This is a genomic window from Actinomadura darangshiensis, assembly GCF_004349235.1.
Lineage (GTDB): Bacteria > Actinomycetota > Actinomycetes > Streptosporangiales > Streptosporangiaceae > Spirillospora > Spirillospora darangshiensis.
On record NZ_SMKY01000007.1, the window covers coordinates 1 to 24489 of the forward strand.

Below are 24489 nucleotides of genomic sequence, written 5' to 3' on the forward strand. Positions count from 1 at the left end.
GGCTGTTCGCGGGCGGGACGCTGCGCGACGAGGCGGAGATGATCGCGCGGGACGCCCTCGGCTGGGAGCTGGAGGCGCGCGGCCACCGGCTCACCGACTTCGGCGACGACGCCTACACCCGGGGCCGCGCGCACCCGATGATCGACCCGACGCTGCGGCTGGAGGCGCTGCGCGCCGAGGCCGCCGACGACGGGTGCGGCGTCCTGCTCCTGGACGTGGTGCTCGGCCACGGCGCCGAGCCCGATCCGTCCGCATTGCTCGCGCCCGCCGTCGAGGCGGCGGTGAAGGACCGTCCCGGCCTCGGCGTCGTAGTGTCCCTGTGCGGGACGCCCGCGGACCCGCAGGACCGCGACCGGCAGGCCGCGGCGCTGTGCGAGGCGGGCGCGGACGTGTTCGCCTCCAACGCGGAGGCGACCCGGCACGCCCTGTCCCTGGTGGAAGGGTCTCTGGTGGAAGGGATCTCCGGATGAGCGACCAGCGGCACCGGCTCGGCGGGCTGCTAACCCGCGAGCCGAGCGTCGTCGCGACCGGCGTGGAGGTGCTCGCCGGCGCACTCGCCGACCAGGCCGTCCCGGTGGAGCGGGTCGACTGGAGGCCGCCGCCCGCCGGGACGGAGGCCGCCCTCACCGCGGTGCTCGGCGACCCGGGCCACGCCGACGCCAACGCCCGCGCCGTCGAGCGGATGGTGACGGCGCGCCCGCACCTGGTGGACGTCCGCCCGGCGCGCGACGTCCTCGGCCTGGAGCCCGGCACGTTCCTGCACGCGGGCCCGCCGATCGAGTGGGACCGCGCGTCCGGGCCGATGCGCGGCGCGCTCATCGGCGCGATGCTCCTCGAAGGGCTCGCCGAGACGCCGCGCGGCGCCGAACGCGAGCTCGGCCGCGGCGCCGCGACGTGGGAGCCGTGCCACCACCACGCCGCCGTCGGGCCGATGGCGGGCCTCGTCAGCTCGTCCATGTGGATGCTCGTGGTCGAGGACGCCGAGCACGGCGGGACGTCGTACTGCTCGCTCAACGAGGGCCTCGGCAAGGTCCTGCGGTACGGGGCGTACGGGCCGGAGGTCGTCGAGCGGCTGACCTGGATGGGCGAGGTCCTCGGCCCCGCTTTGCAGGCGGCGGTCCGGCGGCACGGCCCCCTCGACCTGATCTCGGTGATCGCGCAGGCGCTGCAGATGGGCGACGAGCTGCACAACCGGAACCGGGCGGCGACGTCGCTGCTGCTGCGCGAGCTGGCGCCCGCGCTCGCCGCGGCCGAGGACGTGCCGCGGGCGCGGGCCGCCGAGGCGCTGAAGTTCGCGGCCGGCAACGACCACTTCTTCCTCAACGCGGGGATGGCGGCGGCGAAGGCGTGCGCGGACGCGGCCCGCGGCGTCCCCGGCTCCAGCCTGGTCGTCGCGATGGCCCGCAACGGCACCGACTTCGGCATCCAGGTGTCGGGGACGGGCGACCGCTGGTTCACCGGGCCCGCCGGCGTCCCCGACGGCCTCTACCTCGGCGGCTACGGCCCGGACGACGCCAACCCCGACATCGGCGACTCGGCGATCACCGAGACGGCCGGGATGGGCGGGTTCGCGCTCGCCGCCGCGCCCGCGATCGTCCGGTTCGTCGGCGGCGAGGTCCCGGACGCGGTCGCCGCCACGCAGCGGATGTACGAGATCACCCTCGCCGAGCACCCGGCGCTGCAGATCCCGCTGCTGTCGTTCCGCGGCACCCCGGTGGGCGTCGACGTCACCCGCGTCGTGCGCACCGGGATCCTGCCCGTCATCGACACCGGCATCGCCGGGCGGGAGGCCGGCACCGGCCAGGTCGGCGCGGGTCTGGTCGAGCCCCCGGCGAACGTCTTCACCGACGCCCTGCACGCCCTCGCGGAGATCGCGTAGCCGCCGCGGCACCGGGTAACGTCCCGGGCATGAGCGAGTCGATCACCGGGGAGCAGTACGCCCTGAGCGCCGGGCCGTACCAGGCCGTCATCACCGAGTCGGGCGCGAGCCTGCGCGAGCTGACGCACGAGGGGCGCCCGCTGGTGCTGTCGCACGGCGCCGACGAGCCGGCCCCGGCGGCGTTCGGGCACCTGCTGGTCCCGTGGCCGAACCGCATCGACCGCGGCCGCTATTCCTACGGCGGCGCCGAGCACCAGCTGGACGTCTCCGAACCGGCCCGCGACTGCGCGATCCACGGCCTCGCCCGGTGGGCGCCGTGGCGTGCCGCCGAGCACGAGCCGGACCGGGTCCGGCTGACGCACCGCCTGCTCGCGACGGCCGGCTACCCGTTCCGCCTCGACCTGGAGGCCGAGTACGCGCTGGACGCCGCCGAGGGCCTCCGCGTCCGGATGAGCGTGCGCAACGCCGGCACGAAGCCGGCCCCCTACGGCCACGGCGCCCACCCCTACCTGACGGTCGGCGAGCCGATCGACGCCTGCGAGGTCACGCTGGGCGCCGACCGGTACGTCCCGGTGGACGAGCGGATGATCCCGTCCGGGCCGTCCGAGGACGTCACCGGCACCAAGTACGACCTGCGCAAGGGCCCGGTCCTCAGCGACCGGCGGATCGACACCGCGTTCACCGGCCTGAACCGCGACGGCGGGGGGCGCGTCTGGGTGGTCCTCGCGGGCGCCGCCCGCACGGTCCGCCTCTGGGCCGACGACGCGCACCCGTGGATGATGGTCTACACCGCCGACAACACGCCCGACCCCCGCGAGGGCCTCGGCGTCGAGCCCATGACCTGCCCGCCCAACGCCTTCGCCTCCGGCGAGGGCGTCGTCGACCTGGAGCCGGGCGCCGATTTCCACGGCACCTGGGGCATTCGGGCCTCCTGATCGCCCCGGACCGGTTCCCTAGCCGGTGCGGGTTGGGGGATCATGTGCAGGTGAACCTCAGTGTGCCCTCGTATGACGATCTGTCCGCGCGCATCGCCGCCGTCCGTGACGCGCACGGCGAGCGGTTCCCCGGTGGCGCGGAGGGGCGCCAGCCCGTGCACACGGTGTACGTGCCGGCCGACCGGTTCTCGCGGTCGACGCCCGCCGAGTTCGGCGCCGAGGCGCTGCGGCTGCTGAACACCCACACGCCGGGGGCCGGGTCGTTCGGCGCCGCGTTCGGGCTGGACCCGCAGCTCGCCGAGGCGGTCCGGGAGCGGGTCGCGGCCAAGCTCGCCGCCGAGCCGGTCGAGGACGTCCGGATCGACTTCGAGGACGGCTACGGCGTGCGCGCGGACGCCGAGGAGGACGCCCACGTCGAGCAGGTCGTCGAGGCGGTCGCCGCCGCGTACCAGGTGAAGGGCCTCCCCCACTACTGGGGGCTGCGGATCAAGTCGTTCGCCGACGGCGGCCACGAGCGCGCGATGCGGACGCTGGACGGGTTCCTCACGGCGCTGCGGGACCGGCTCGGCCGGCTGCCCGGCGGGTTCACGATCACCTTCCCCAAGGTCGTCACCATCGAGCACGTCCGGCTGTTCGCGGAGTTCCTGGAGCAGCTGGAGACCTCGCTCGGGCTGCCGCAGGGCATCCTGCGGTTCGAGCTCCAGGTCGAGACGCCGCAGGCCCTGCTGGACGACGGGGAGCGGCGGGTCGGGCTGCGCTCCCTCGTCGCCGAGGCGCAGGGCCGGGTCACCGCCGCCCACTTCGGCGTGTTCGACTACACCGCGGCGCTGGGCCTGCCGCCGCACGAGCAGCGGCTCGACCATCCCGCCTGCGACTTCGCCCGGCACCTCATGCAGCTGTCGCTCGCGGGCACCGGCGTGCGGCTGTCGGACGGGTCGACCAACGTCATCCCGCGCAACGACGGGCCCGACGAGGTCAACGCGGCCTGGGCGGTGCACGCCGGGCACGTCCGGCACTCGCTGCGGCACGGCTTCTACCAGGGCTGGGACCTGCATCCCGCGCACCTGCCGAGCCGGTACGCGGCCGTGTACGCGTTCCACCTGAGCGGCGTCGACGACGTGATCGGACGGGTCCAGGCGTGGCATGAGCAGGCCGCCGGCGATGCGAGCGGCGTCCTGGACGAGCCCGCCACCATCAAGGCGCTCACCGCCCGGCTGCGCCGCGCCGTCGACTGCGGCGCCCTGGACGAGAGCGCCGTGCCCGCCCTTTAACCCCGGGGCGGTCCGGTCAGCCAGAGGGGGCCGACCGCGTTGAGGACGCTGCCGAGCTGCTCCTCCTCGCAGGCGAAGTGGGCCTCCAGTTCGGCGGTCATCCGGTCGAGTTCCGTGCGGACAGCGGCCGGGTCGCGGGCGCCGGGGTCGTCCAGCAGGGTCTGGAGCGTACGCCTGGCCTCGGCCACCTTGACGTGCTCGCGGCGGAGCCTGCCGATGACCGGGGCGAGGCCGGGGAACTGGGCGGCCAGGCGCGGGAAGCCGCGTCCCTCCTCGTTGTCGTGGTGCTCGCCGAGGACGTCGCAGACCGACACGCAGTGCTCGCGCAGCCGGCTCGCCAGGTCGGGCACGCCGCGCGACCCGTCGTAGAAGGCGCGGACGTCCTCGCGGAGTTCCGCCAGCCGTGTCCGCAGATCGTCGTGGATCTTCACCAGTTCGTCGCCGAGGGCCCAGGCCCGGCCGTCCAGGGAGCCCCGGTGGACGGCCACGACCGGGATGACGCGGCCGGTCGTCCGCTGGTACTCGGCGTAGGCGGGGACGCGCTCGGCCTGCCGGGCGTACAGCCGGTCGCGCTCCTCGCCCTCCACGGGGATCGCGACGCCGTCGAAGGTCTCGGTGCCGACCTCGACGGTGACGCGGGGGTCGGCGCGGACGTTGTGGTACCACGCCGGGTTCCGCGGGCCGCCGGCGTTGGAGGCGAACACCAGCAGCCGGCCGCCGTCCGCCAGGTAGCCGAGCGGGGTGGGATGCGGTTCGCCGCTCCGGGCGCCGGTGCTGGTCAGCAGCAGGAGGTCCGCGCCCGCGAACGCGCCGCCGACCTTGCCGCCGTTCGCCCGGAACTCCTCGATGACCTGCCGGTTCCAGTCGCTCATGACCGGGGTCTCCTATCCTGGACGCGATGAGAATTTTTGCTTTGGAAGCAAAGTCTTTTGTAGTGCAAAGCTATTTTGGGCGGGCGGACGATGTCAACCGATGAGCACGGCGGGCCGGGCGGCACCGGACCCGGCACGGGCCCCGGCACGGCACCCGGCGTGGACGACGGCATCCGGACGATGCTGCTGCTGATGCCGCGGCTGGTCTCGGCGGCCAAGAAGATCAAGGTGCCCGCCGAGCTGGCGTCCTTCGACCTCGCCCCCCGGCACCTGTCGCTGCTCGCCTACCTGCTGTTCGACGGCCCGATGACCGTGAACACCCTGGCCGGGCGGCTGGAGGTCGCGCCCGCGACGGTGAGCCTGATGGTCGGCGACCTCAGCCGGCAGGGCATCCTCGAACGCCGCGAGGACCCCGCCGACCGGCGCCGCACCATCGTCAGCGTCGCCGCCGGGCACCTGCCCGCGATCAACGGCTGGCTCGGTCAGGGCGCGGGCGCCTGGCGCACCGCCCTGGAACCCCTCACCGCCGAGCAGCGCGGGATGTTCATCGACACGCTGCTCGCCTACGAGCGGGCCGTCACCGAGGCTCGCGGCGGTTGAAGGCGGCCAGGTCGTCCGGGGTGTCGATGTCGTCCGGGGCGGCGACGTCGTCGCACGGGACGCGGGTGACCGACTCCGGGTGGGCGCGCAGGTAGCCGCGCGCCCCCTGGTCGCCGACCGCGGCCTCGGCCACGCCGGCGAAGTGCCCGGCGCCCAGCAGCACGGGGTTGCGCGGCGCTCCCCCGTAGGTCGCGACGGCGATCCCGGCGCCCTCGTCGAACGCGGCGATCAGCCGTCCGACGGCACCGGAGGTGACGAGGGGCTGGTCGACGAGCGCGACGACCACGGCCGGGCAGCCGGGCGGCAGCGCGGCGAGGCCGGCGCGCAGGGACGAGCCCATGCCGTCCCGCCAGTCCGGGTTGGGGACGACGACGGCGCCGATGACCTCGATCTGCGCGGCCCCGGCCACCACGAGCACGGGTGCGCAGCCGGCGTCGCGCAGCATCCGGACGCCCCGGTCGACGAGGCGCTCGCCGTCCAGCTCCAGGGTCGCCTTGGGGCGGCCGAGGCGGCTGCCCTCCCCCGCCGCGAGCAGCAGGCCGGCCGGGTTCCCCTCACCGCGCATCGTCATCTGGCGAGGGTAGTGCGCTCAGGTCGCGTCGGCGTGGATCCGGCCGCTGGTGTCGGTGAGCGGGCGCCCGGAACCGCCCCAGCGGAGCTGGACGAGCTCCGCCGCGATCGACACGGCCGTCTCCTCCGGGGTGCGGGCGCCGAGGTCGAGGCCGATCGGCGAGCGCAGCCGCCCCAGCTCGGCTTCGGACAGGCCCGCCTCGCGCAGCCGCGCCAGCCGGTCGTCATGGGTGCGGCGGGACCCCATCGCGCCCACGTAGCCGGCGCCCGTGCGCAGCGCCACCTCCAGCAGCGGCACGTCGAACTTGGGGTCGTGGGTGAGGACGCAGATCGCGGTCCGCTCGTCGATGGCGGCGCGGGTCTCGTCCAGGAACTTGTGCGGCCACTTCACCACGACCTCGTCCGCCTCCGGGAAGCGTTTCGGCGTCGCGAACACGGGCCGCGCGTCGCACACGGTCACGTGGTAGCCGAGGAACTTCCCGACCCGCGCGACGGCCGCCGCGAAGTCGATCGCGCCGAACACCAGCAGCTTCGGCGGCGGCGCGAACGAGTGGACGAAGACGGTCAGGTCGTCCAGCCGCCGCTCCCCCTCGGGGCCGTAGTGGCGCTGCCCGGTCAGGCCCTGGGCGAGCATGCCGCGGGCGTCGTCGTCGGCCGCCGCGTCGAGGCGGGCGGCGTGCGGCTCGCCGGGCGCGAGGGAGCCGGAGGCGCGATCGGTCCAGATGACGCGCCGGGCGCCGATCCTCCCGGGTCCCGCGACGACCGTGGCGACGGCGACGGGCTCGTGCGCCTCGATCGCGGCGGCGACGTCCGCGAACTCCGGGAAGGTGGCGGGCCCGACGGGCTCGACCAGGACGTCCAGGATCCCGCCGCAGGTCAGCCCCACCGCGAACGCGTCGTCGTCGGTCACCCCGTACCGCTGGACGACGGGCTCGCCGCTCTCCAGCACCGACTGAGCCAGCTCGTAGACGGCGCCCTCGACGCAGCCGCCGGACACGCTGCCCGCCACCTCGCCGCCGGGCGACACCGCCATCGCCGCGCCCGGCGGGCGCGGCGCGCTGCGGAAGGTGTTCACGACGGTCGCGAGCCCGAACGTCTCCCCGGACGCGTACCAGCCGGCGATGTCGCCGAGCACGTCACGCATGGACCCTCCTCTTTCCCGTGCCCGCGACAAGGCGGGCCAGTTCCTCCAGCGCCCCGAGGCTGTGCCCGGAGGTGAAGTCGTCGACGTGCGGCAGCGCCGCCGCCATCCCGGCCGTCAGCGGCTCGTACCCGGGCCGCGCCTTGTGCGGGTTCGCCCACACGACCCGGTGCGCGAGCCGGTGCAGCCGCGCCATCTGCTCGCCGAGCAGCCCGGCGTCGCCGCGCTCCCAGCCGTCCGAGGCGATCACCACGACGGCGCCGCGGGCCACGCCGCGCTGCCCGAACCGGTCGAGGAACTCCTTCAGCTCCTCGCCGAGCCGGGTGCCGCCGCTCCAGTCCGGGATGCTCGCGGACGCCGCCGCCATCGCCGCGTCCGGGTCGCGGTGCCGCAGCTCCCGGGTGAGGCGGGTGAGGCGCGTCCCGGCGCTGAAGACCTCGACGCCGCGGCCGCCGGAGCGGGCCGCGGCGTGCGCGAACCGCAGCAGCGCGTCCGCGTACGGGCTCATCGACCCGCTGACGTCCACGATCAGCACCACGCGCCGCGGCCGGGTGCGGTGCGCGCGGTGCTTCAGCAGGGACGTCTCGCCACCGCGCCGCAGCGTCTCCCGGACGGTCCGCGCGGGGTCGAGGCGTCCGGTCGGCGCGGGCGAGAACCGCCTCGACCTGCGCTGCTCGGCGCTCGCGTCCAGCAGGGCGATGAGCCGCGCGACCTCGGCCCGCTCGGCGGCGCTGAGCCGCGCCACGTCCCGGTCGCGGAGCACCTCCACCTCGCTGGCCGTGGCCGCCTTCAGATCCTCGGCCTCCTCCTCGCCCCCCGGCGCGCCCGGCTCGGACACCGTCACCCTGCGCACCACAACGGGCGGCTTCCCGCGCCCCGGCCTCGCGGTCGCGCCGGAGAAATAGGCGGCGAAGCACCGGTCGTAGCGGGCGAGGTCGCCGGGGTCGGCGCACAGGGTCAGCCGCCCCGCCCAGTACACGTCGTTCGGGTCGAGCACGTCGAGGTGGTCGAGCGCCGCCAGCATCGCCTGCACCCGCTCGGGATCGGCCGCGCCGCCCGCCGCCCGCACCGTCCGGGCGAAGCCGACCATCGTCTCGGTGACGTCCCGTCGCACGGCTAGCCCCCGTTGAGCAGGGCCTCTAGCCCGCCGCCCAGCACCCGCTGCTGGTCCTCGCGGTACTTCAGGACGGCGCCGAGCGTGACCGCCGCCGCCCCCGGGTCCAGGTCGCGGACGCCGAGCGCCACCAGGGCCTCGGTCCAGTCCAGGGTCTCGGCGACGCCGGGCGGCTTCAGCAGGTCGGCCGCGCGCATCCGCTGCGCGACCGTGGCGACCTGCCCGGCGAGCCGCTCCGCCGCGTCCGGCAGCCGCCGCCTGATGATGGCGACCTCGCGGTCGAACGACGGATGCTCCAGCCAGTGGTACAGGCAGCGCCGCTTCAGCGCGTCGTGCACCTCCCGGGTGCGGTTGGAGGTGACCACGACGACCGGCGGCCGCTCCGCCCGGATCGTCCCGAGCTCCGGGACGGTGATCGTGAAGTCGCTCAGCACTTCGAGCAGGAACGCCTCGAACTCGTCGTCGGCACGGTCCAACTCGTCGACGAGCAGGACGCTCGGGGACGTCTCCAGCGCCTGGAGCAGCGGCCGCGCCAGCAGGAACCGCCGGTCGTACAGCTCGCCCTCCAGCCGCGACACGTCGCTGACGCCCGCGGCCTCGGCGGCGCGCAGGTGCAGGAGCTGGCGGGGGAAGTCCCAGTCGTAGAGCGCCTGCGACGCGTCCAGCCCCTCATAGCACTGCAACCGGATCAGCGGCGCGCCGAGCCCGCGCGCGAGCGTCTTGGCCAGCTCGGTCTTCCCGACGCCGGCCTCGCCCTCCAGGAACAGCGGCCGCCCCATCCGCAGCGCGAGGAAGCAGGCCGTCGCCAGCCCCTCGTCGCACAGGTAGGCATGCCGGTCGAGCAGGCCCGCGAGCTCCGCGGGCGATCCGGCCTGGTCCACGGTCATCGGCGCCGCCTCCCCCACGGCTCACAATCTACTCACCCCGGCCCGTGCCTCACACCCCGCGCCGGTACGGCGAGCGGAGGCCGACATTGCAGGTTAAAACAGTAGGGAAAGTTGACTTTTCGGTCGGCGGTCAGCAGCATCGGACGCATGCGAGCGGGTGATGAGGGCGAAGCCGACCTGACCGACGAGGCCACCTACGAGAGCGTCCGCTCCCCGTCGCGGCGCGGGCTGCTGCGCCTGTCGGCGGGGGTGGGGCTGACCGCCGGGCTGTCGGCGTTCGGCGGGCGGCCGGTGGCGGCCGCCACCGGAATCGTGAAGCCGCTGCCGCCCGAGCTGTTCATCGAGCACGGCACCAACGCCGAGATGCGGTGGGAGGCCATGCGCGGCCAGGGGTACCTCACGCCGGCCGACCGGTTCTTCGTCCGCAACCACGTGGCCACGCCCCTGCTCGACGCACGTACGTGGCGGCTCAGGCTGTGGGGCACCGGGCTGCGCGGCTCCCCCGCCGAGGACCGTCCGCTCGAATTCTCGTACGCGGACCTCCGCCGGTTCCCCGCGGAGACGATCACGTCGTTCATCGAGTGCACGGGCAACGGGCGCGGGTCCTACGCGTCCCAGCAGGGGCAGGAGGTGTCGGGCACGGGCTGGCGGCTCGGCGCGGCGGGCGTGGCGCAGTGGCGCGGGGTACGCCTGTCGGCGGTGCTGAGGCGCGCAGGTATAACCCGCGAGGCCGTGGACATCATGCCGCGCGGGCTGGACGCTGACTTCGTGGACAAGGGCGAGAACCTCGGCCGTGTGCGGCGGCCCCTGCCGGTCGCGAAGGCCATGAAGGACGCCCTGCTCGCCTACGAGATGAACGGCGCTCCCCTGCCGCCCGACCACGGCCACCCCGTCCGCCTGGTCGTGCCGTCGTGGGTGGGTATCGCGTCCATCAAATGGCTCGGCGACATCCAGGTCGCCGACGAGCCGCTGTTCTCGCCGTGGAACACGCGCTACTACAAGCTCTTCGGGCCCTCCTACCCGGAGGAGGGCTCGCCGCCGCTGACCCGCATGAACGTCAAGTCCGCGTTCGAGTTGCCTTGGGACGCCGTGTTGCCCGGGCGCCCGCACGTCCTGCACGGACGATCCTGGTCGGGCAATGGACGGGTACGCCGAGTCGAGGTCAGCGCGGACGGCGGGCGGACGTGGCGCCGCGCGCGCTTGCAAGACCGTCACCCGAACCCGCGCGGGTGGGTGCGGTGGGAGCTCCCATGGCGGCCCCCACGTCCGGGACGGTACGAGCTTCTGGCGCGGGCCACCGACGAGACCGGCGCCACCCAGCCCGCGACCGTCCCCTACAACACGTTCGGCTATCTCTTCGGCGCCGTCGTCCGGCATCCGGTAACCATCGCCTGAAAGGACCACAAATGGCACTGTGGAAGCCAGACCCGACCTTCTACGCGTCCCCGCGCGACGCCGCGTCCGCACCGCCCGAGAAACTCGCCTACGTGGCGGCGTTCGACCGGGCCGCGGAGAAACCGGACGCGATCGCGGTGCTGGACGTGGACCCGGGCTCGGCGTCCTACGGCTCCGTCGTCGGCTGGACGGACCTGCCCTACCTCGGCGACGAGCTGCACCACTTCGGGTGGAACGCGTGCAGCAGCGCCCTGTGCCCCGGCTCCCCGCACCCGCATGTGGAGCGCCGGTACCTGATCGTCCCCGGGCTGCGCTCGTCGCGGGTGTACGTGATCGACACCAAGGACGACCCGGTCGCACCGAAGATCATCAAAACGCTGGAGCCGGACGAGCTGGCGAAACGCGCCGGCTACTCGCGTCCGCACACCGTCCACTGCGGGCCCGAGGGGCTCTACCTGACGGCGCTCGGCGGGGCGAACGGCGACGACGGGCCCGGCGGCATCGCACTGCTCGACCACACCTCCTTCGAGGTCCTCGGGCGGTGGGAGGTCGACCGCGGGCCGCAGTACCTCGCCTATGACGCGTGGTGGCACATCGCGCACGACGTCCTCATCACCTCCGAGTGGGGCACGCCGTCCATGGTGGAGGACGGCGTCGTCGGCGAACTCCTGCTCGGCCGCAAGTACGGGCACTCGCTGAACTTCTTCGACCTGCGCAAACGCAAGCACGTCCAGACCGTCGACCTCGGCGACGAGCACCAGATGGTCCTGGAGCTGCGCCCCGCGCACGACCCGACGAAGCAGTACGGGTTCGCGGGCGTGGTCGTCAGCGTCGAGGACCTGTCGGCGTCCGTCTGGGTCTGGCACCGCGACGGCGACGCGTGGGCGGCGACGAAGGTCATCACGATCCCCGCCGAACCGGCCGACGCCGCGTCCCTGCCCCCGGTCATCCAGCCGTTCGGCGCGGTGCCGCCGCTGGTCACCGACATCGACCTGTCCGTCGACGACCAGTGGCTGTACGTGTCGTGCTGGGGCACCGGCGAGCTGAAGCGCTACGACGTCAGCGACCCGTTCAACCCGGTCGAGGCGGGCTCGGTGCGCATCGGCGGCATCGTGAACCGGACCCCGCACCCGGCGGCGCGGGACACGCCCCTCGCGGGCGGCCCGCAGATGGTCGAGGTCAGCCGCGACGGCGAGCGCGTCTACGTCACCAACTCGCTCTACGGCTCGTGGGACGACCAGTTCTACCCGGACGGCGTCGGCGCCTGGATGGCCAAGCTCGACTCCACCCCGGACGCCTTCACCTTCGACGACCGGTTCTTCCCCAACGGCGACGCCTTCCGGGGCCGCCGTCCGCACCAGACACGCCTGCAGGGCGGTGACGCGTCCTCGGACTCGTACTGCTACCCGTGAACGACGGATCGCTCGCCGCGCTGCTGGCGCTCGGCGCGTTCCACGGCGTCAACCCCGCCATGGGCTGGCTGTTCGCGGTGGCCCGCGGCCTCCAGGAGCGCAGCAGGGCCCTCGTCCTTCAGTCGCTCCCGGCGATCGCCGCGGGCCATGCCGCGTCCGTCGGCGCGGTCGCCGTGCTCGTCGCGCTCACCCGCTCCGTCGTCGCGACCCAGGCGGTCGCGATCGGCGGCGGCGCGGTGCTCGTCGGGTTCGGGCTGTGGCGGCTGCTGTCGCAGCGCCACTTCCGCTGGGTCGGCATGCGGATCTCGCTGTGGCAGCTCGCCGGCTGGTCGTTCCTGATGTCGTCGGCGCACGGCGCGGGCCTGATGCTGCTGCCCGTCCTCACCTCGTCCGGGACGGCCCCGGCGGGCCACGACCACGGCCTGGCCTCGTCCTCCGGCAGCGCCCTGTCGACGGGCGTCTTCGTCACCGCCGTCCACACCCTCGCCATGTTCGTGGTCGCGGGCGTCATCGCGGTGCTCGTCTACGAGGTCGTCGGCCTGGCCGTCCTGCGCCGCGCCTGGTTCAACCTCGACCGCCTCTGGGCCGCCGCCCTCATCACCGCCGGCACCGTAACCGTCTTCACCGCCCTGTAACCCATGTTTCCTCAGGAGGAGCGGCGCACCTACCGACGTTTGATGACCGCGGTGAGGTCGATCTCGATGGGGAACGGCCCGGTCACTTTGAGCTGGTCATGGTGGATGCCCGTCATGACGTATGCATGACAGGCGGGGTCGAACTCGTACACGTAGACGACGGTGCTTCCCTCGTCCTCCTCGACGCGCCAGTAGTACCGGATCCCGGCCTCCCGGTATCTGCGCGGTTTGGTCTCCCGGTCACGGATCTCCGAATCAGGGGAGACCGCCTCGACCACGAGGAGGACATCTTCCGGGAGATAGTAGGTCGACGGCTCGTCCCGCTCGTAGGCCTCAGTTGAGACAATCAGCACGTCCGGCTCGGGTGCGTGCCGCTCGGAGAGCCTGACGGTCATCTCGCGGTCCGCGCACAGATTCTCCGGCGCCTGGCGGTTGAGTTCGGCCCGCAGCAGGTCGATCACACGCACGTGCCACTTGCGTTGCGGACTCACGAAGACCAGGCTCCCGTCGATCAGCTCCGTGTGCCGGGGCAGACCGTCCATGCGCAGGAAGAGGTCGGCCGTGTAGCCGCCCGGTGGGGGGAGCACCCAGTCTGGCAGCGGATCAAGTTCCATGGAGCTACTTTCCGCAATCGCCTCAATACTCTGAGCGGTCATGTGCACCACTTTCGCACACGAACGCGCCCTGGTCCGGTCAATAGCCTAAGTCAGGCACCCTCAGACCGGGTCGGGGGCTTCGCCTCGGGTGCGGAGGAGGGAGCGGAGTTCGGCTAGTTGGCGGGCGGCGAGGGTCTTCTCGGCGCCGTTGATGCCCATGGCGCCGATGGAGGTGCCGTCGGCGAGGTCGAGGGTGGGCCAGGGCTCGCCTTCGCCCATCGAGACGTCCACGAGTTCGGGCCATTCGAGCCGGCGGGTGCGGAAGGCGTTGACGACCGTGAGGCCGGACTCGTCGGCGGTGACGCGGCAGCGGGCCAGCATGTGCAGGATCCACGCGACGACCGCGCCGAACCCGACCATCAGGACGCGGTCGAACAGCTTGAACTGCGGCGCCACCACCACGGCGAGCACGATCAGGCCCAGCATGATCACGCCCGCCGTGAGGTAGGCCACGGTCCGGGTGGTGCGGGGGCGCCACACGGCCGGCAGGGCCGGAGTGTCAGTCAACGATCTTCGCGATGGGGATCTCGAGGATGTCGTGGGCGCCGGCCGCCTTCAGCGCCGGGATCAGCGTGTTGACGCCGCGCTTGGCGACCACCGACTCCACGGCGTTGGACTCGCCGCCGGCGAGCGAGGTGACCGTGGGCGACGACATCGCGGGCATGATGTCGAGGACGTCCTGCAGGTCGCCCTGCGCGACGTTCAGCTTCAGCAGCACCGTGCCGCGTGCGCGGATCACGCCCTGCAGCAGCAGGGCGACGTCCTCCATCGCGGCGCGCTTCTCGGCGTTCTCGTAGGCCTCGCGGTTGGCGACCAGCTCGGTGTAGCTGGTCAGGAGCGTGTCGAGGATGCGCAGGCCGTTCTTGCGCAGCGACGAGCCGGTCTCGGTGAGGTCGACGATCGCGTCCACGATGTCGGGCACCTTCGCCTCGGTCGCGCCGTAGGACGGGACGACCGTCGCCTTGACGCCGTGCTGCTCCAGGTACCGCTTGGTCAGCGCCGGGAACTCGGTCGAGATCCGGACGCCCTCCGGCAGGTCGGACACCGACTGCCAGGGCGCGCCGTCCGGCACCGCCATGATCACGCGGACCGGGTTGGACGTCGCCTTGGAGTACTTCAGTTCGCCGAGGCTGACCACGTCGGCGTCGGTCTCGGTGATCCAGTCACGGCCGGTGATGCCGAGGTCGAACAGCCCCTGCTCCAGGTAGGTCGGGATCTCCTGCGGGCGCAGGACCCGGACCCGGTCGATGCGGGGGTCGTCGATGGAGGCGCGGTAGTCGCGGTCCGACGAGCGCTGGACGGTGAGGTCGGCGGCGTCGAACAGCTGCATGGTCGCCTTCTCCAGCGACCCCTTGGGCAGGACGAGTGACAGCACGAAATTGCCTTTCGGTGAGGATGCGTACGGGAAACCGGAGCCGATCAGGAGCCCAGATGCGCGAGTCGTTCAGGGGCGGAACCCCTGTACCCGCTACGGATGCGCGAGTCAGTCAGGGGCGGAACCCCTGTACCCGCTACAAATGCTCCATGCCGTGCCCGGCGTGACCGTGATGCCGCAGACCTCGCAGGGTCAGTGCCGTGTCGAGTGCGGCCACAGTCGCCTCCCATCCCTTGTCCTCGGGGCTGCCCGGCAGCCCGCTGCGTTCCAGTGCCTGCTCAATGGTGTCACATGTGAGGACCCCGTTGCCCACCGGTGTCGACTCGTCGAGCGCGACCCGGGTCACTCCGGCGGTCACCGAATCGCACACGTAGTCGAAATGGGCGGTCGCGCCCCGGATGACCGCGCCGAGGCAGACGACGGCGTCCAGGTCGCGGGCCATCTGCTGGGCGACCACGGACAGTTCGAGCGCGCCGGCGACGCGGGCGACCACGGGCTCGTCGACGCCGCACGCCTTCGCGGCGGCCAGCGACCGCTCCAGGAGCCGGTCGGTGATCGGCTCGTGCCAGCGGGTGCAGACGATGCCGAGCGTGAGCCCGGCCGCGTCGACGGTGATGTCCCCGGGGCGTCCCGCGCCGCTCATGAGAGTCCCTCGATCCGATGTCCGAGACGGTCGCGCTTGACCGTCAGGTAGCGCCGGTTGTGCTCGGTGACGATGACCGGCATGGACTCGCGCCCCCGCACCCGCACGCCGAAACCGTCCAGGCCCTTGAGCTTGTCCGGGTTGTTGGTGAGCACCCGGATCGAGCGTACGCCCAGGTCACGCAGCATATGCGCCGCGTTGGAGTACTCACGCGCGTCGGCGGGCAGCCCGAGCTCCAGGTTGGCGTCGACCGTGTCGGACCCGTTGTCCTGGAGCGCGTAGGCCCGCAGCTTGGCGAGCAGGCCGATGCCGCGGCCCTCGTGCCCGCGCAGGTACAGGACGACGCCGCGCCCCTCTTCCGCGATGCGCTCCATGGCGGCGTCCAGCTGGGTACCGCAGTCGCAGCGCTCGGAATGCAGGACGTCGCCGGTGAGGCACTCCGAATGGGCGCGGATCAGGACGTCGTCGCCGTCGCCGATGTCGCCGAGGACCAGCGCGATGTGCTCGCCGCCGTCGATGGCGCTGGAGAAGCCGACCGCGCGCCACGTCCCGTACCGGTTGGGCAGGCGGGTCTCGACGACGCGCGTCACCATCGCCTCGGTGCGCCTGCGGTACTCGGCGAGTTGTTCGATGGAGACGAGCTTGAGGCCGTGCTCCTTGGCGAAGATCTGAAGTTCGGGCAGGCGCGCCATGGTGCCGTCCTCGTTCACCACTTCGGCGAGGACGCCGGCCGGGGTGAGCCCCGCGAGCCTGGCGAGGTCGACGGCGGCCTCGGTGTGGCCCCGGCGGCGCAGCACGCCGCCCTCGCGGTAGCGGAGCGGGAAGATGTGCCCGGGGCGGACCAGGTCGCGCGGCTCCGACGCCGAGTCGCACAGCGTGCGGATCGTCCGCGCCCGGTCGGCGGCGGAGATGCCGGTGGTGACCCCCAGGCGGGCGTCCACGCTGACCGTGTACGCGGTGCGCATCCGCTCGCTGTTCTGCGCCGTCATCAGCGGGATCTGCAGCCGGTCGAGGTCGGCGCCCTCCATCGGGACGCAGATGACGCCGCTGGTGTAGCGGATCGTGAACGTCAGCAGTTCGGGCGTCGCCTTGGCCGCGGCGAAGATGATGTCGCCCTCGTTCTCGCGGTCCTCGTCGTCGACGACCACGACGGGGCGCCCCGCCGCGATGTCGGCGACCGCCGCCTCGATGGAGTCGAAGATCCCCGCATCGCCGGTCCCCGTGTGATCGATTCCTGTGTCGTTGCCGCCGTTCATGCGGTCACCGCCTTCTGCCTGGGGGCATCCACGCCCCGGGACTCCCGGAGCCAGTTCCTGAACCCGACCATCACCATCACGAAGAAGATCCCGTAGACCGCGCCGGAGACGTACAGCCCGGACTTGAGCGCCAGCGGCACCCCGACCAGGTCGACGAGCACCCAGACGATCCAGAAGTCGACCAGCGCGCGGCTCTGCGCGAACGTCGCGACGGCGCTGCCGACGAAGATGTAGGCGTTCGCCCACGGCGACCAGGCGACCTTCAGCCAGTCGAGGTGGACGAACAGTTCGGCGACCACGGCCGTCCCGACCAGGAGCGCGCCGATCAGCACGGCGCGTTCCTTCGGCGTGGCCTGCCGGACGACCAGTCCGGCGCTCCCCTGCCGCCCGCGCGTCCACATGACCCACCCGTAGAGGGCGAGCCCGCAGAACAGCACCTGCTTGAGCGCGTTCCCCGGGACGCTCGCGTGCAGCGACGCGGCGAACAGCAGCGCCGCGCCGACGAGCTGCACCGGCCACGTCCAGAGGGTCTTGCGCATGGCGAGCCAGACGACGGCGAGCGAGAGGACGTTGCCGGTGAGGTCGGTCCAGAGGATGTGCTCGCCGAACATCTCGAATCCCGCGCCGAGCCAGTTCACGACCGGTCGCCCATCATGCGCTCGACGTACTTGGCGACGACGTCCACTTCGAGGTTCACCGGGTCGCCGGGGCCCTTGTGGCCGAGGGTGGTGAGCGCGAGCGTCGTCGGGATGAGGGCGATGCTGAAGCGGTCGGCGCCGGCCTCTACGACCGTGAGGCTGATCCCGTCGACGGTGATGGAGCCCTTGTCGACCAGGTAGCGCCCCAGGTGCGGGGGCAGGGACACCGTGACGACGTCCCACCGCTCCCCCGGCTCGCGGGAGACGATCCGGCCGACGCCGTCCACGTGGCCCTGGACGAGGTGCCCGCCGAGCCGGTCGGACAGCCGGACGGGGCGTTCCAGGTTGACCTTGGAGCCCGGTTCCAGCGCGCCCAGGCTGGACTTGTCGAGGGTCTCCTTGATGACGTCGGCGGTGAAGGTTCCGTCCTTGGCGTCCACCACGGTGAGACAGACGCCGTTGACGGCGATCGACGCGCCGTGGACGGCGTCCTCGGTGACGAGCGGCCCGCGGACCGTGAGCGTGACCGAATCCCCCTGGGGGCCGATCGCCGCGATCTCGCCGAGCTCCTCGACGATGCCGGTGAACATCTCCCGAGCCTCCTCGTTCAGGGCTCCGGGGGACGTTCATACGCCGGCGCACGCCCCTGGCCAGGGGCGTGCCGCGCGCTGCCTCCCATCCGGACTTTCACCGTCGGTCCCGGAGTTCCACCGGGTCAACCGGCCGATGGTTTCGGCCGGGTCGCGGACTGTCACCGCCGGTTCGGAATTTCACCGACCCCGGAGCACGCGTTTCATGCTTTGCCAACCAGTGTGCCACGCATTCCATTCCGCGCCCCTGTGACCATCGCCACGATCACCGGCGGCAGGCACCGAAAGGTAGATACTTAAACGTTCAACGATCTTGAACGAGGGGTAGATCACGGGACACAAGTGACGCATGACGCGCAAAACCCCCCTTGGAGGCAGTCATGGACGTCGTCGCCCTCATCGCCCGCATCGTCTTCACGGCGATCTTCCTCGGCGCCGCGGTCGGCCACCTCACCGCCGCCGACGCCATGGCCGGCTACGCGGCCGCGAAGAAACTGCCCCAGCCCAAGCTCGCCGTCCAGGTGTCGGGCGCCTACATCCTGGTCGCGTCCGCGCTCCTCGTCCTCGGCATCTGGCCCGACCTCGCCGCCATCGCCTTCGTCCCGTTCCTGCTCATCACGGCCTTCGTGTTCCACGACTTCTGGAAGCAGGAGTCACCGGAGATGCGCCAGCAGGAGCAGCAGCAGTTCCTCAAGGACCTCTCCCTGGCCGGCGGCGCCCTCGCGCTCTTCGTCCTCTACGCCTCGGACTCGCACCCCGGTCTGAACCTGGTGGGCCCCCTGTTCACCTGAGTGACCCGCCTTCCGGCCCCGCTTGGACGGTGCCGGTGAGGTGGGCTCGGGCGTACTTGCGGAAAGCGCCCACGAGACGGTTGCGGTCGCCACTGCGGGTGGCCAGGACGACATGGCTCGGCTCGACACCGTGCAGGGGGACGGTGGTCAGGTCGGGGCGGACACTGTCCGCACGGAGCCCGGCCGAGACGATGGCGACGGCCTGCCCGGACGCGATGAGCTCGAACTTGTCCTCGACGGCCTCGACGAGGGGACCGCCGGGCGCGGGGCTCCCGTCCGGCCTGGGGTCGATCCGCCAGAAGGCGTTCCAGGACGCGTCGGGCAGCACCGGCATGGGTTCGTCGGCGATGTCGTCGAGCGTGACCGACTCCTTCCCGGCCAGCCGGTGGTCTGCGGGGACGAGCAGCATCCTGGGCTCGTCGTAGAGGACCGTCACGTGCAGCCCGTCGGTGCTCATCGGCAGCCGGGCCACCGCCACGTCGACCCGGTGTCCGAGCAGGAAGGGGCGCGGCTCGTTCCAGTCGAGGTGCTGGGTCCGCACGTCGGCGTCCGGGTGGCGGTGCCGCAGCTCGCGCACCGCCGGGGTGACGATGAGGCCCGTCATGAACCCGATGGCGATCCGGCTGGGGCGGGCGGCGGCACGGGTCTCCGCCACGGTCTGGGCCGCGGACCGCAGCAGCGCCTTGGCGCTGGGCAGGAAGGCCTCCCCCGCCTCTGTGAGCCGGGTGCCCTGCGGGGTCCGGTCCAGCAGCCGCGCGCCCAGCTGCTGCTCAAGGCGGCGGACCTGCCGGCTCAGGGACGGCTGCGTGATGTGGAGCGCCTCCGCGGCGCGGCCGAAGTGCCGCTGCTCCGCGACGACGGTGAAGTACCGCACCAGCCGCAGGTCGAGATCCGGGCCTGAGTCGGGCATGCCCGCAGCCTAAGCCATGGACGTGCGGTGATGCCTGAAACGTATTGCGCGGTGAAGAACAGGCTTTGGACCGGGGCCGCCTCCTTTCCGCACGATGAAGGCACAGCGCTCATCGCAGGCACAGCGCTCATCGCAAGCACAGAGCTCTCATCGGAGGAATGCAGCATGCGCGTATTCGTTACGGGTGCGACCGGGTTCGTCGGGTCCGCCACCGTCCGCGAACTGATCGGCGCCGGGCACGAGGTCGTCGGCCTCGCCCGCTCGGACGAGGCCGCCGCGTCGCTGACGGCCGCCGGCGCCCGGGTGCGCCGGGGGTCGCTCGACGACCCCGGCGGCCTGCGCGACGCGGCGGCCGGGGCCGACGGCGTCGCCCACCTGGCGTACAAGCACGACTTCTCCGACACGGCCGGCGCGGAAGCGGCCGATCTGCGCGCGATCGAGGCGATCGGCTCGGCCCTGGAGGGCTCTGGGAAGCCCTTCGCGGTCGCCTCGGTGATCATGCTGGCGGCGCCGGGGCGAGTCGCGACCGAGGACGTCGAGCCCGATGCGAACTCGACGGGAGCGCACCGGATCCCGGCCGACCGGGCGGCGGTCGCGCTGGCGGACCGGGGGGTGCGGTCGGCGGCGGTCCGGCTCCCGATCGTGCACGGCCGCGGCGACCGCGGCTTCATCCCGGCCCTCATCGGCATCGCCCGCGAGAAGGGCGTCTCGGCCGTCGTCGGCGACGGCGCCAACCGCTGGCCCGCCGTGCACGGCCGCGACGCGGCCCGCCTGTTCCGGCTCGCCCTGGAGGACGCGCCGGCGGGTTCGCGGCTGCACGCGGTCGGCGACGAGGGCGTCCCGTTCCGCGAGATCGCCGGCGTCATCGGCCGCCACCTGGACGTGCCGGTCACCGGCATCTCCCCGGACGAGGCCGCCGCCCACTTCGGCTGGCTCGCCCACTTCGCCTCGGCCGACGGCCCCGCGTCGAGCGCCCTGACCGAGAAGCTCCTCGGCTGGCGCCCCGAGCAGCCCGCCCTCATCCCCGACCTGGACGAGGGCCACTACTTCGGCGGCTAGGGCGGCGATCCGCGCCCGTACCCGGCCGCACGGCGGCGGGTCTTGCCGGGGCCGGAGGCAGGGGTGAAACTTGGTGGCGGAGAACCCCCTGACGCGGATCCGGGAAGGCCCATGGCCAAGCTGTCCTTGTCGCCCAAGATCTTCGATGTTCTCGACTTCGGCACGCCGTCCGCGGAACGCGACATCTCCCGCGGACTGGAGAAGTACTTCGTGGAGTCCCCGGCCTACCAGCGCGTCCGGTCCGGGGCGAAGACGATCCTGATGGGCAACCGCGGGGCCGGGAAGAGCGCGATCTTCCAGATTCTGGCGAAGCGGGAGCGCGCCATCGGCAGCCACGTCATCGAGCTGTCGCCCGACGACTACTCCTACGAGCTGCTCAGCTCGACGATGGAGGCGGAGAACGCCGGCTCCTGGGCCAAGCAGGGCGCCTACGCCGCCGCCTGGAAGTACCTGATCTACGTCCTGGTCATGAAGGCGCTGGCGCGCAAGGGGATGCGGCTGACCAAGGGCGGCGGCCGGGAGATCCACCGCTACATCCGCGACAGCCACGGCGCCCAGCAGCTCGGCACGCTGTCGCTGCTCGTGTCCTACCTGAAGCGGCTGGAGGCCATCAAGATCGGGCCGATCGAGGCCGGGCTGCGGACCCGGGAGCTGGACCGGCTCTACAAGCTGGAGGAGATCCAGAACCTGCTGCCGGCGCTGCGGAAGGTGCTGGACACCCAGCGCGTGGTGGTGCTCGTGGACGAACTGGACCGCGGCTGGGACTCCTCCGAGGACGCCAAGGCGTTCGTGTCCGGGCTGTTCCAGGCGTGCGTCTCCATCAACGCCCTGCACCGGAACCTGCGGGTCTACATCTCGCTGCGGCAGGAGCTGTACGACGACATCCCCGCCCTGTACGAGGACGCGCAGAAGCACCGGGACCTCCTGGAGAGGATCCACTGGTCGGAGGAGTCGCTGCTGGAACTGATCGCCAAGCGGATCCGGCACTCGGCGCACGAGAAGGGCTTCGACATCGACGCCCTGGAACGCGCCGGCGACCGGGCCTGCTGGTCGGCGGTCTTCGCCTCGCCGCCGCCGGGCAGCAGCCGCGACGGGTCGTTCGGCTACATGGTCGACCGGACGCTGTACCGGCCGAGGGAGCTCATCCAGTTCTGCTCGGAGGCCCTGGAGCAGGCCAGGGGCGGCGCCTCGAAGCTGCCCGTCCCGTACGCGGCGATCGAGCGGTCCGAGTACGGCTACTCCGCCGAGCGGACGAAGGACATCGCCGCCGAGTACCGCTCTCAGTACCCGGGCCTGCTGAGCGTCTTCGAAGTGTTCCGCAGCCGCCCGCACACGTTCGAACGCGGCGAACTCGAACTGCTCTGCCTCGAACTCGCCTGCGGCGACATCCCCACGCACGGCACCGATTCATGGCTGCCTTCCTGCTACCCGAACGAGCTCATCGAGATCCTGTGGCGGGCGGGCCTGCTCACCGCGCAGCCCGCCCAGAACGGCCGGTACCTCGGAAGCCACCAGGTGCAGCACCTCAACCTGGCGGCCGTCCCGCGCTTCCGCGTCCACGAGATGTTCCACGCGTCCCTCGGCATCGACGACCGCCCCTAGCCGAGGTGCAGTCCGGCCTGGGTCGTCCTGACGCGGGTCAGGTTCTCGACGGTGTGGTGGGCCGCCGTCAAGGACTCCAGCGGATGGCTGGTGACCACGGCCACGACCGTCGCTCCGGCCGCACGGCCGGCGGCTATGCCGGCGGGCGCGTCCTCTATGACGACGCAGGCGGACGGGTCCACGCCCAGCCGCCGTGCTGCCTGGAGATAGCCGGACGGGTCCGGTTTGCCGTCCTCGACGTCTTCGGCGGTCACGACCGTGGGCGGGAGCGGCACACCGGCCACGTCCGTGCGGACTTTCAACTGCGCCCTGTCCATGGAGGTGACGAAGGCGTGCGGCAGGCCGTTCATGTGAGCGAGCAGTTCCACGGCGCCGGGGAGGGCGGTGATGCCGTCGGTGCGGGCGGCTTCCAGTGCGTCGAGGTGTTGGGTGGCTTCGCGGACCTGGCCGGCCGGGAGGAAGTCGGCGACGCGGTCGCTCGTCCGGCGGCCGTGGGCGTCGGACAGGAACTCGTCCGGGTCGATGCCGTATGCGGCCGCCCATTCACGGGCCGCTCGCTCGACCAGGGGTGTCGAGTCGACGAGGGTGCCGTCCACGTCGAACAGGACCGCGGCGCAAGAGAGGATCACCAGTCCGCCTTGGCCGTGGCCTCCTCTGCTTGGGCGCGCAGCTTGCCGACGGCCTCGGCCGGGTCGTCGGCCCCGTAGACGGCGCTGCCGGCGACGAACACGTCCGCGCCGGCGTCGGCGCAGCGCTCGATGGTCTCGGCGCTGACGCCGCCGTCGACCTGGAGCCAGATGGGGAGGTCGCGTCCCTTGATGAGCTCGCGGGCGCGGCGGACCTTCGGCAGGACGACGTCCAGGAACCTCTGGCCGCCGAAGCCGGGCTCGACGGTCATCAGCAGCAGCATGTCGATTTCCCCGAGGATGTCCTCGAAGCCGTCCACCGGGGTGGCCGGGTTGACGCCGAGGCCCGCGCGCGCGCCCGCCGCGCGGATGGTGCGCAGAGTGCGGATGGGGGCCTTCGCCGCCTCGGCGTGGATGGTGACGCTCTTCGCTCCGGCCTCGGCGTACTCCGGGGCCCAGCGGTCGGGGTCCTCGATCATCAGGTGGCAGTCGAGCGGCAGCGTGCTGTGCTGGAGCAGCGCCTGGACGACGGGCAGTCCCAGGGTGAGGTTCGGGACGAAGTGGTTGTCCATCACGTCGACGTGCACCCAGTCGGCGGAGTCGGCGATGCGCGCGACGTCCTCGGCCAGGCGGGCGAAGTCGGCGGACAGGATGCTGGGTGCGATCTGAGGAGCCATGATGCCCAGATTCTATTGAGGCTGCCCGGCCCGCTCGTCACCCGCCCGGGTGAGACCGGGGGTGGGGCGGGCGGACAGGCCCAGGCGGACGAAGACCTCCGGCGCGCCCGCCGTGACCCACAGGGCGAGCAACGCCTGGACGACGAACGCCTGGACCACGCTGGTGCCCTGGAAGAAGGCGATGACAGCCGTACCCGCGAGACCCACCGGGAGGCGCGCCAGGCGCTGCCAAGCCTTCCCGCCCGGGTCGAACCAGCCGCGTGCGGCGCAGAGGGACAGGCCCATGAGAGTGCCGCAGAGCGCGCCCGACGCCTGGGCTGAGTCGGTCAGCGTTATCGGTCCGATGACGCCTCCGGCGGCCTGGATTGCCTCCGACCAGGCTTGCGGCCATTGCCAGTCTTGGAGCGGCTGGAGCGCACCCCAGGCCGCTGCCAGCAGCAGCAGGGAGACGCCCAGGGAGAGGGCCATTTGTGCGGCGAGATGCTGACGTGTCCACCAGGGGACGACGATCGGCTCCAGACCAAGGACGGCGACGAGAAGAGCCAGGCCGATGCCCCAGCCCGCCAGCACCTGGCCGATCGAATGGACCCCCAGGTAAACGCGGGAAAGCCCGATCAGGAAGACGACGACGGCTGCTCCCGCCCACAGGATCCAGCGCCTCGTCTGGGCGGCGAAGAACCCCCACCCGGCGACGCTGTTCTGGGAGTGGCCGGACGGCATCCCGAAGGACGTGAGCGACTGCCTGCCGTCGACGGACGGGTCCGTCCAGTACGGGCGCGGCGCGTGGAAGACCAGCTTGAGGATCGTGTTCACGACCGCGCCGAACAGCAGGACCACCGCGGCCCTCGCGGCGAGGCGGGGCGCCACGCACCAGAAGAGCGCCAGCAGCAGCGGGACGTAGAAGGCCGCGCTGCCCAGGTACGACATGAATTGCATGAAGCCGGTCAGCACGGGT

Annotated in this window: 26 protein-coding genes, 1 pseudogene and 1 riboswitch; of the genes and pseudogenes, 11 read left to right on the forward strand and 16 right to left on the reverse strand. The window is 72.4% G+C overall.

The features are described 5' to 3' along the window. From E1293_RS02840 to E1293_RS02855, 4 genes and pseudogenes are all read left to right on the forward strand, one after another. Nucleotides 1-470 (forward strand): annotated as a pseudogene (locus E1293_RS02840) (FdrA family protein); the annotation flags it as partial. Then, the gene (locus E1293_RS02845) at nucleotides 467-1879 is read left to right on the forward strand and encodes a YlbE family protein (protein ID WP_132193464.1); all 1413 of its coding nucleotides are present in this window, start codon (nucleotides 467-469) and stop codon (nucleotides 1877-1879) included. The pseudogene E1293_RS02840 and the gene E1293_RS02845, both read left to right, overlap by 4 nt. A gap of 29 nt (nucleotides 1880-1908) precedes the next feature. Next, nucleotides 1909-2814 carry an aldose 1-epimerase family protein gene (locus tag E1293_RS02850; protein ID WP_132193467.1) on the forward strand — a complete coding sequence of 302 codons (906 nt, stop codon included), beginning with the start codon at nucleotides 1909-1911 and terminating at the stop codon, nucleotides 2812-2814. Between the two features lie 50 nt (nucleotides 2815-2864). Continuing rightward, nucleotides 2865-4085 (forward strand): DUF6986 family protein, encoded by a 1221-nt coding sequence (locus tag E1293_RS02855; RefSeq protein ID WP_132193469.1) that lies wholly within the window; start codon nucleotides 2865-2867, stop codon nucleotides 4083-4085. On the opposite strand, the gene E1293_RS02860 is transcribed toward E1293_RS02855, so the two are convergent. Next, entirely contained in the window at nucleotides 4082-4957 is an 876-nt protein-coding gene (locus E1293_RS02860; RefSeq protein ID WP_132193471.1) for a nitroreductase/quinone reductase family protein, read from the reverse strand. The genes E1293_RS02855 and E1293_RS02860 overlap by 4 nt on opposite strands. A 90-nt stretch (nucleotides 4958-5047) precedes the next feature. Here E1293_RS02860 and E1293_RS02865 point away from each other — a divergent pair, with 90 nt between their 5' ends. Further along, nucleotides 5048-5557, forward strand: coding sequence for a MarR family winged helix-turn-helix transcriptional regulator (locus tag E1293_RS02865; RefSeq protein WP_132193473.1), 510 nt, complete (start codon nucleotides 5048-5050; stop codon nucleotides 5555-5557). On the opposite strand, the gene E1293_RS02870 is transcribed toward E1293_RS02865, so the two are convergent. From E1293_RS02870 to E1293_RS02885, 4 genes are read right to left on the reverse strand one after another with little or no spacing between them, the layout of a single operon-like run. Further along, a complete protein-coding gene (locus E1293_RS02870) occupies nucleotides 5535-6128 on the reverse strand; it encodes a nucleotidyltransferase family protein (RefSeq protein WP_132193475.1) in 594 nt (197 codons plus the stop codon). The genes E1293_RS02865 and E1293_RS02870 overlap by 23 nt on opposite strands. 18 nt (nucleotides 6129-6146) lie before the next feature. Further along, complete coding sequence (locus E1293_RS02875; protein ID WP_132193477.1) at nucleotides 6147-7271, reverse strand: XdhC family protein; 1125 nt, start codon at nucleotides 7269-7271, stop codon at nucleotides 6147-6149. Continuing rightward, complete coding sequence (locus E1293_RS02880) at nucleotides 7264-8382, reverse strand: vWA domain-containing protein (RefSeq protein WP_341770171.1); 1119 nt, start codon at nucleotides 8380-8382, stop codon at nucleotides 7264-7266. The genes E1293_RS02875 and E1293_RS02880 overlap by 8 nt, the downstream gene beginning before the upstream one ends. Nucleotides 8383-8384: 2 nt before the next feature. Further along, nucleotides 8385-9287: an AAA family ATPase gene (locus E1293_RS02885; RefSeq protein WP_481725961.1), complete on the reverse strand. Its 903-nt coding sequence runs from the start codon at nucleotides 9285-9287 to the stop codon at nucleotides 8385-8387. A 129-nt stretch (nucleotides 9288-9416) separates the two neighbouring features. Between E1293_RS02885 and E1293_RS02890 the strand changes: the two genes are divergently transcribed. From E1293_RS02890 to E1293_RS02900, 3 genes are read left to right on the forward strand one after another with little or no spacing between them, the layout of a single operon-like run. Next, nucleotides 9417-10664, forward strand: coding sequence for a sulfite oxidase (locus E1293_RS02890; protein WP_132193479.1), 1248 nt, complete (start codon nucleotides 9417-9419; stop codon nucleotides 10662-10664). 11 nt (nucleotides 10665-10675) lie between these two features. Then, nucleotides 10676-12076 (forward strand): selenium-binding protein SBP56-related protein, encoded by a 1401-nt coding sequence (locus E1293_RS02895; protein ID WP_132193481.1) that lies wholly within the window; start codon nucleotides 10676-10678, stop codon nucleotides 12074-12076. Next, nucleotides 12073-12711: a hypothetical protein gene (locus E1293_RS02900; RefSeq protein ID WP_132193483.1), complete on the forward strand. Its 639-nt coding sequence runs from the start codon at nucleotides 12073-12075 to the stop codon at nucleotides 12709-12711. The genes E1293_RS02895 and E1293_RS02900 overlap by 4 nt, the downstream gene beginning before the upstream one ends. 29 nt (nucleotides 12712-12740) lie before the next feature. On the opposite strand, the gene E1293_RS02905 is transcribed toward E1293_RS02900, so the two are convergent. The 7 genes from E1293_RS02905 to E1293_RS02935 form a co-directional block, all read right to left on the reverse strand. Further along, nucleotides 12741-13367 carry a Uma2 family endonuclease gene (locus E1293_RS02905; protein WP_243715976.1) on the reverse strand — a complete coding sequence of 209 codons (627 nt, stop codon included), beginning with the start codon at nucleotides 13365-13367 and terminating at the stop codon, nucleotides 12741-12743. Between the two features lie 60 nt (nucleotides 13368-13427). Then, the gene (locus E1293_RS02910; RefSeq protein WP_341770172.1) at nucleotides 13428-13874 is read right to left on the reverse strand and encodes a PH domain-containing protein; all 447 of its coding nucleotides are present in this window, start codon (nucleotides 13872-13874) and stop codon (nucleotides 13428-13430) included. Continuing rightward, nucleotides 13867-14742 (reverse strand): ATP phosphoribosyltransferase, encoded by an 876-nt coding sequence (gene hisG / locus E1293_RS02915; RefSeq protein WP_132193485.1) that lies wholly within the window; start codon nucleotides 14740-14742, stop codon nucleotides 13867-13869. Before hisG ends, E1293_RS02910 begins: the two co-directional genes overlap by 8 nt. A 136-nt stretch (nucleotides 14743-14878) precedes the next feature. Next, nucleotides 14879-15385 carry a 6,7-dimethyl-8-ribityllumazine synthase gene (gene ribH / locus E1293_RS02920; protein WP_132193487.1) on the reverse strand — a complete coding sequence of 169 codons (507 nt, stop codon included), beginning with the start codon at nucleotides 15383-15385 and terminating at the stop codon, nucleotides 14879-14881. Further along, nucleotides 15382-16641: a bifunctional 3,4-dihydroxy-2-butanone-4-phosphate synthase/GTP cyclohydrolase II gene (locus E1293_RS02925; protein WP_132193489.1), complete on the reverse strand. Its 1260-nt coding sequence runs from the start codon at nucleotides 16639-16641 to the stop codon at nucleotides 15382-15384. The genes ribH and E1293_RS02925 overlap by 4 nt, the downstream gene beginning before the upstream one ends. Beyond that, nucleotides 16638-17279, reverse strand: a complete 642-nt coding sequence (gene pnuC / locus E1293_RS02930) for a nicotinamide riboside transporter PnuC (RefSeq protein WP_207938639.1) — start codon at nucleotides 17277-17279, stop codon at nucleotides 16638-16640. Before pnuC ends, E1293_RS02925 begins: the two co-directional genes overlap by 4 nt. Beyond that, nucleotides 17276-17869: a riboflavin synthase gene (locus tag E1293_RS02935; protein WP_132193490.1), complete on the reverse strand. Its 594-nt coding sequence runs from the start codon at nucleotides 17867-17869 to the stop codon at nucleotides 17276-17278. The genes pnuC and E1293_RS02935 overlap by 4 nt, the downstream gene beginning before the upstream one ends. 71 nt (nucleotides 17870-17940) lie before the next feature. Continuing rightward, nucleotides 17941-18071: riboswitch (FMN riboswitch) on the reverse strand. A 178-nt stretch (nucleotides 18072-18249) separates the two neighbouring features. On the opposite strand from E1293_RS02935, the gene E1293_RS02940 reads away from it, so the two are divergent. Then, nucleotides 18250-18660 (forward strand): DoxX family protein, encoded by a 411-nt coding sequence (locus E1293_RS02940; protein WP_132193492.1) that lies wholly within the window; start codon nucleotides 18250-18252, stop codon nucleotides 18658-18660. Here the strand turns inward: E1293_RS02940 and E1293_RS02945 are convergent. Next, on the reverse strand, nucleotides 18653-19570 hold the full coding sequence (locus E1293_RS02945) for a LysR family transcriptional regulator (protein WP_132193494.1): 918 nt from the start codon (nucleotides 19568-19570) through the stop codon (nucleotides 18653-18655). The two genes, E1293_RS02940 and E1293_RS02945, sit on opposite strands and share 8 nt — an antisense overlap. A gap of 165 nt (nucleotides 19571-19735) precedes the next feature. On the opposite strand from E1293_RS02945, the gene E1293_RS02950 reads away from it, so the two are divergent. Next, on the forward strand, nucleotides 19736-20629 hold the full coding sequence (locus tag E1293_RS02950) for an SDR family oxidoreductase (RefSeq protein WP_132193496.1): 894 nt from the start codon (nucleotides 19736-19738) through the stop codon (nucleotides 20627-20629). A 111-nt stretch (nucleotides 20630-20740) separates the two neighbouring features. Further along, nucleotides 20741-22231: a P-loop ATPase, Sll1717 family gene (locus E1293_RS02955; protein ID WP_207938640.1), complete on the forward strand. Its 1491-nt coding sequence runs from the start codon at nucleotides 20741-20743 to the stop codon at nucleotides 22229-22231. Here the strand turns inward: E1293_RS02955 and E1293_RS02960 are convergent. From E1293_RS02960 to E1293_RS02970, 3 genes are read right to left on the reverse strand one after another with little or no spacing between them, the layout of a single operon-like run. Beyond that, nucleotides 22228-22860 (reverse strand): HAD-IA family hydrolase, encoded by a 633-nt coding sequence (locus E1293_RS02960; protein ID WP_132193498.1) that lies wholly within the window; start codon nucleotides 22858-22860, stop codon nucleotides 22228-22230. The genes E1293_RS02955 and E1293_RS02960 overlap by 4 nt on opposite strands. Further along, on the reverse strand, nucleotides 22857-23534 hold the full coding sequence (rpe, locus tag E1293_RS02965; protein ID WP_132193500.1) for a ribulose-phosphate 3-epimerase: 678 nt from the start codon (nucleotides 23532-23534) through the stop codon (nucleotides 22857-22859). The genes E1293_RS02960 and rpe overlap by 4 nt, the downstream gene beginning before the upstream one ends. A gap of 12 nt (nucleotides 23535-23546) precedes the next feature. Then, nucleotides 23547-24485: a phosphatase PAP2 family protein gene (locus E1293_RS02970; RefSeq protein WP_132193502.1), complete on the reverse strand. Its 939-nt coding sequence runs from the start codon at nucleotides 24483-24485 to the stop codon at nucleotides 23547-23549. Nucleotides 24486-24489: the final 4 nt, after the last annotated feature.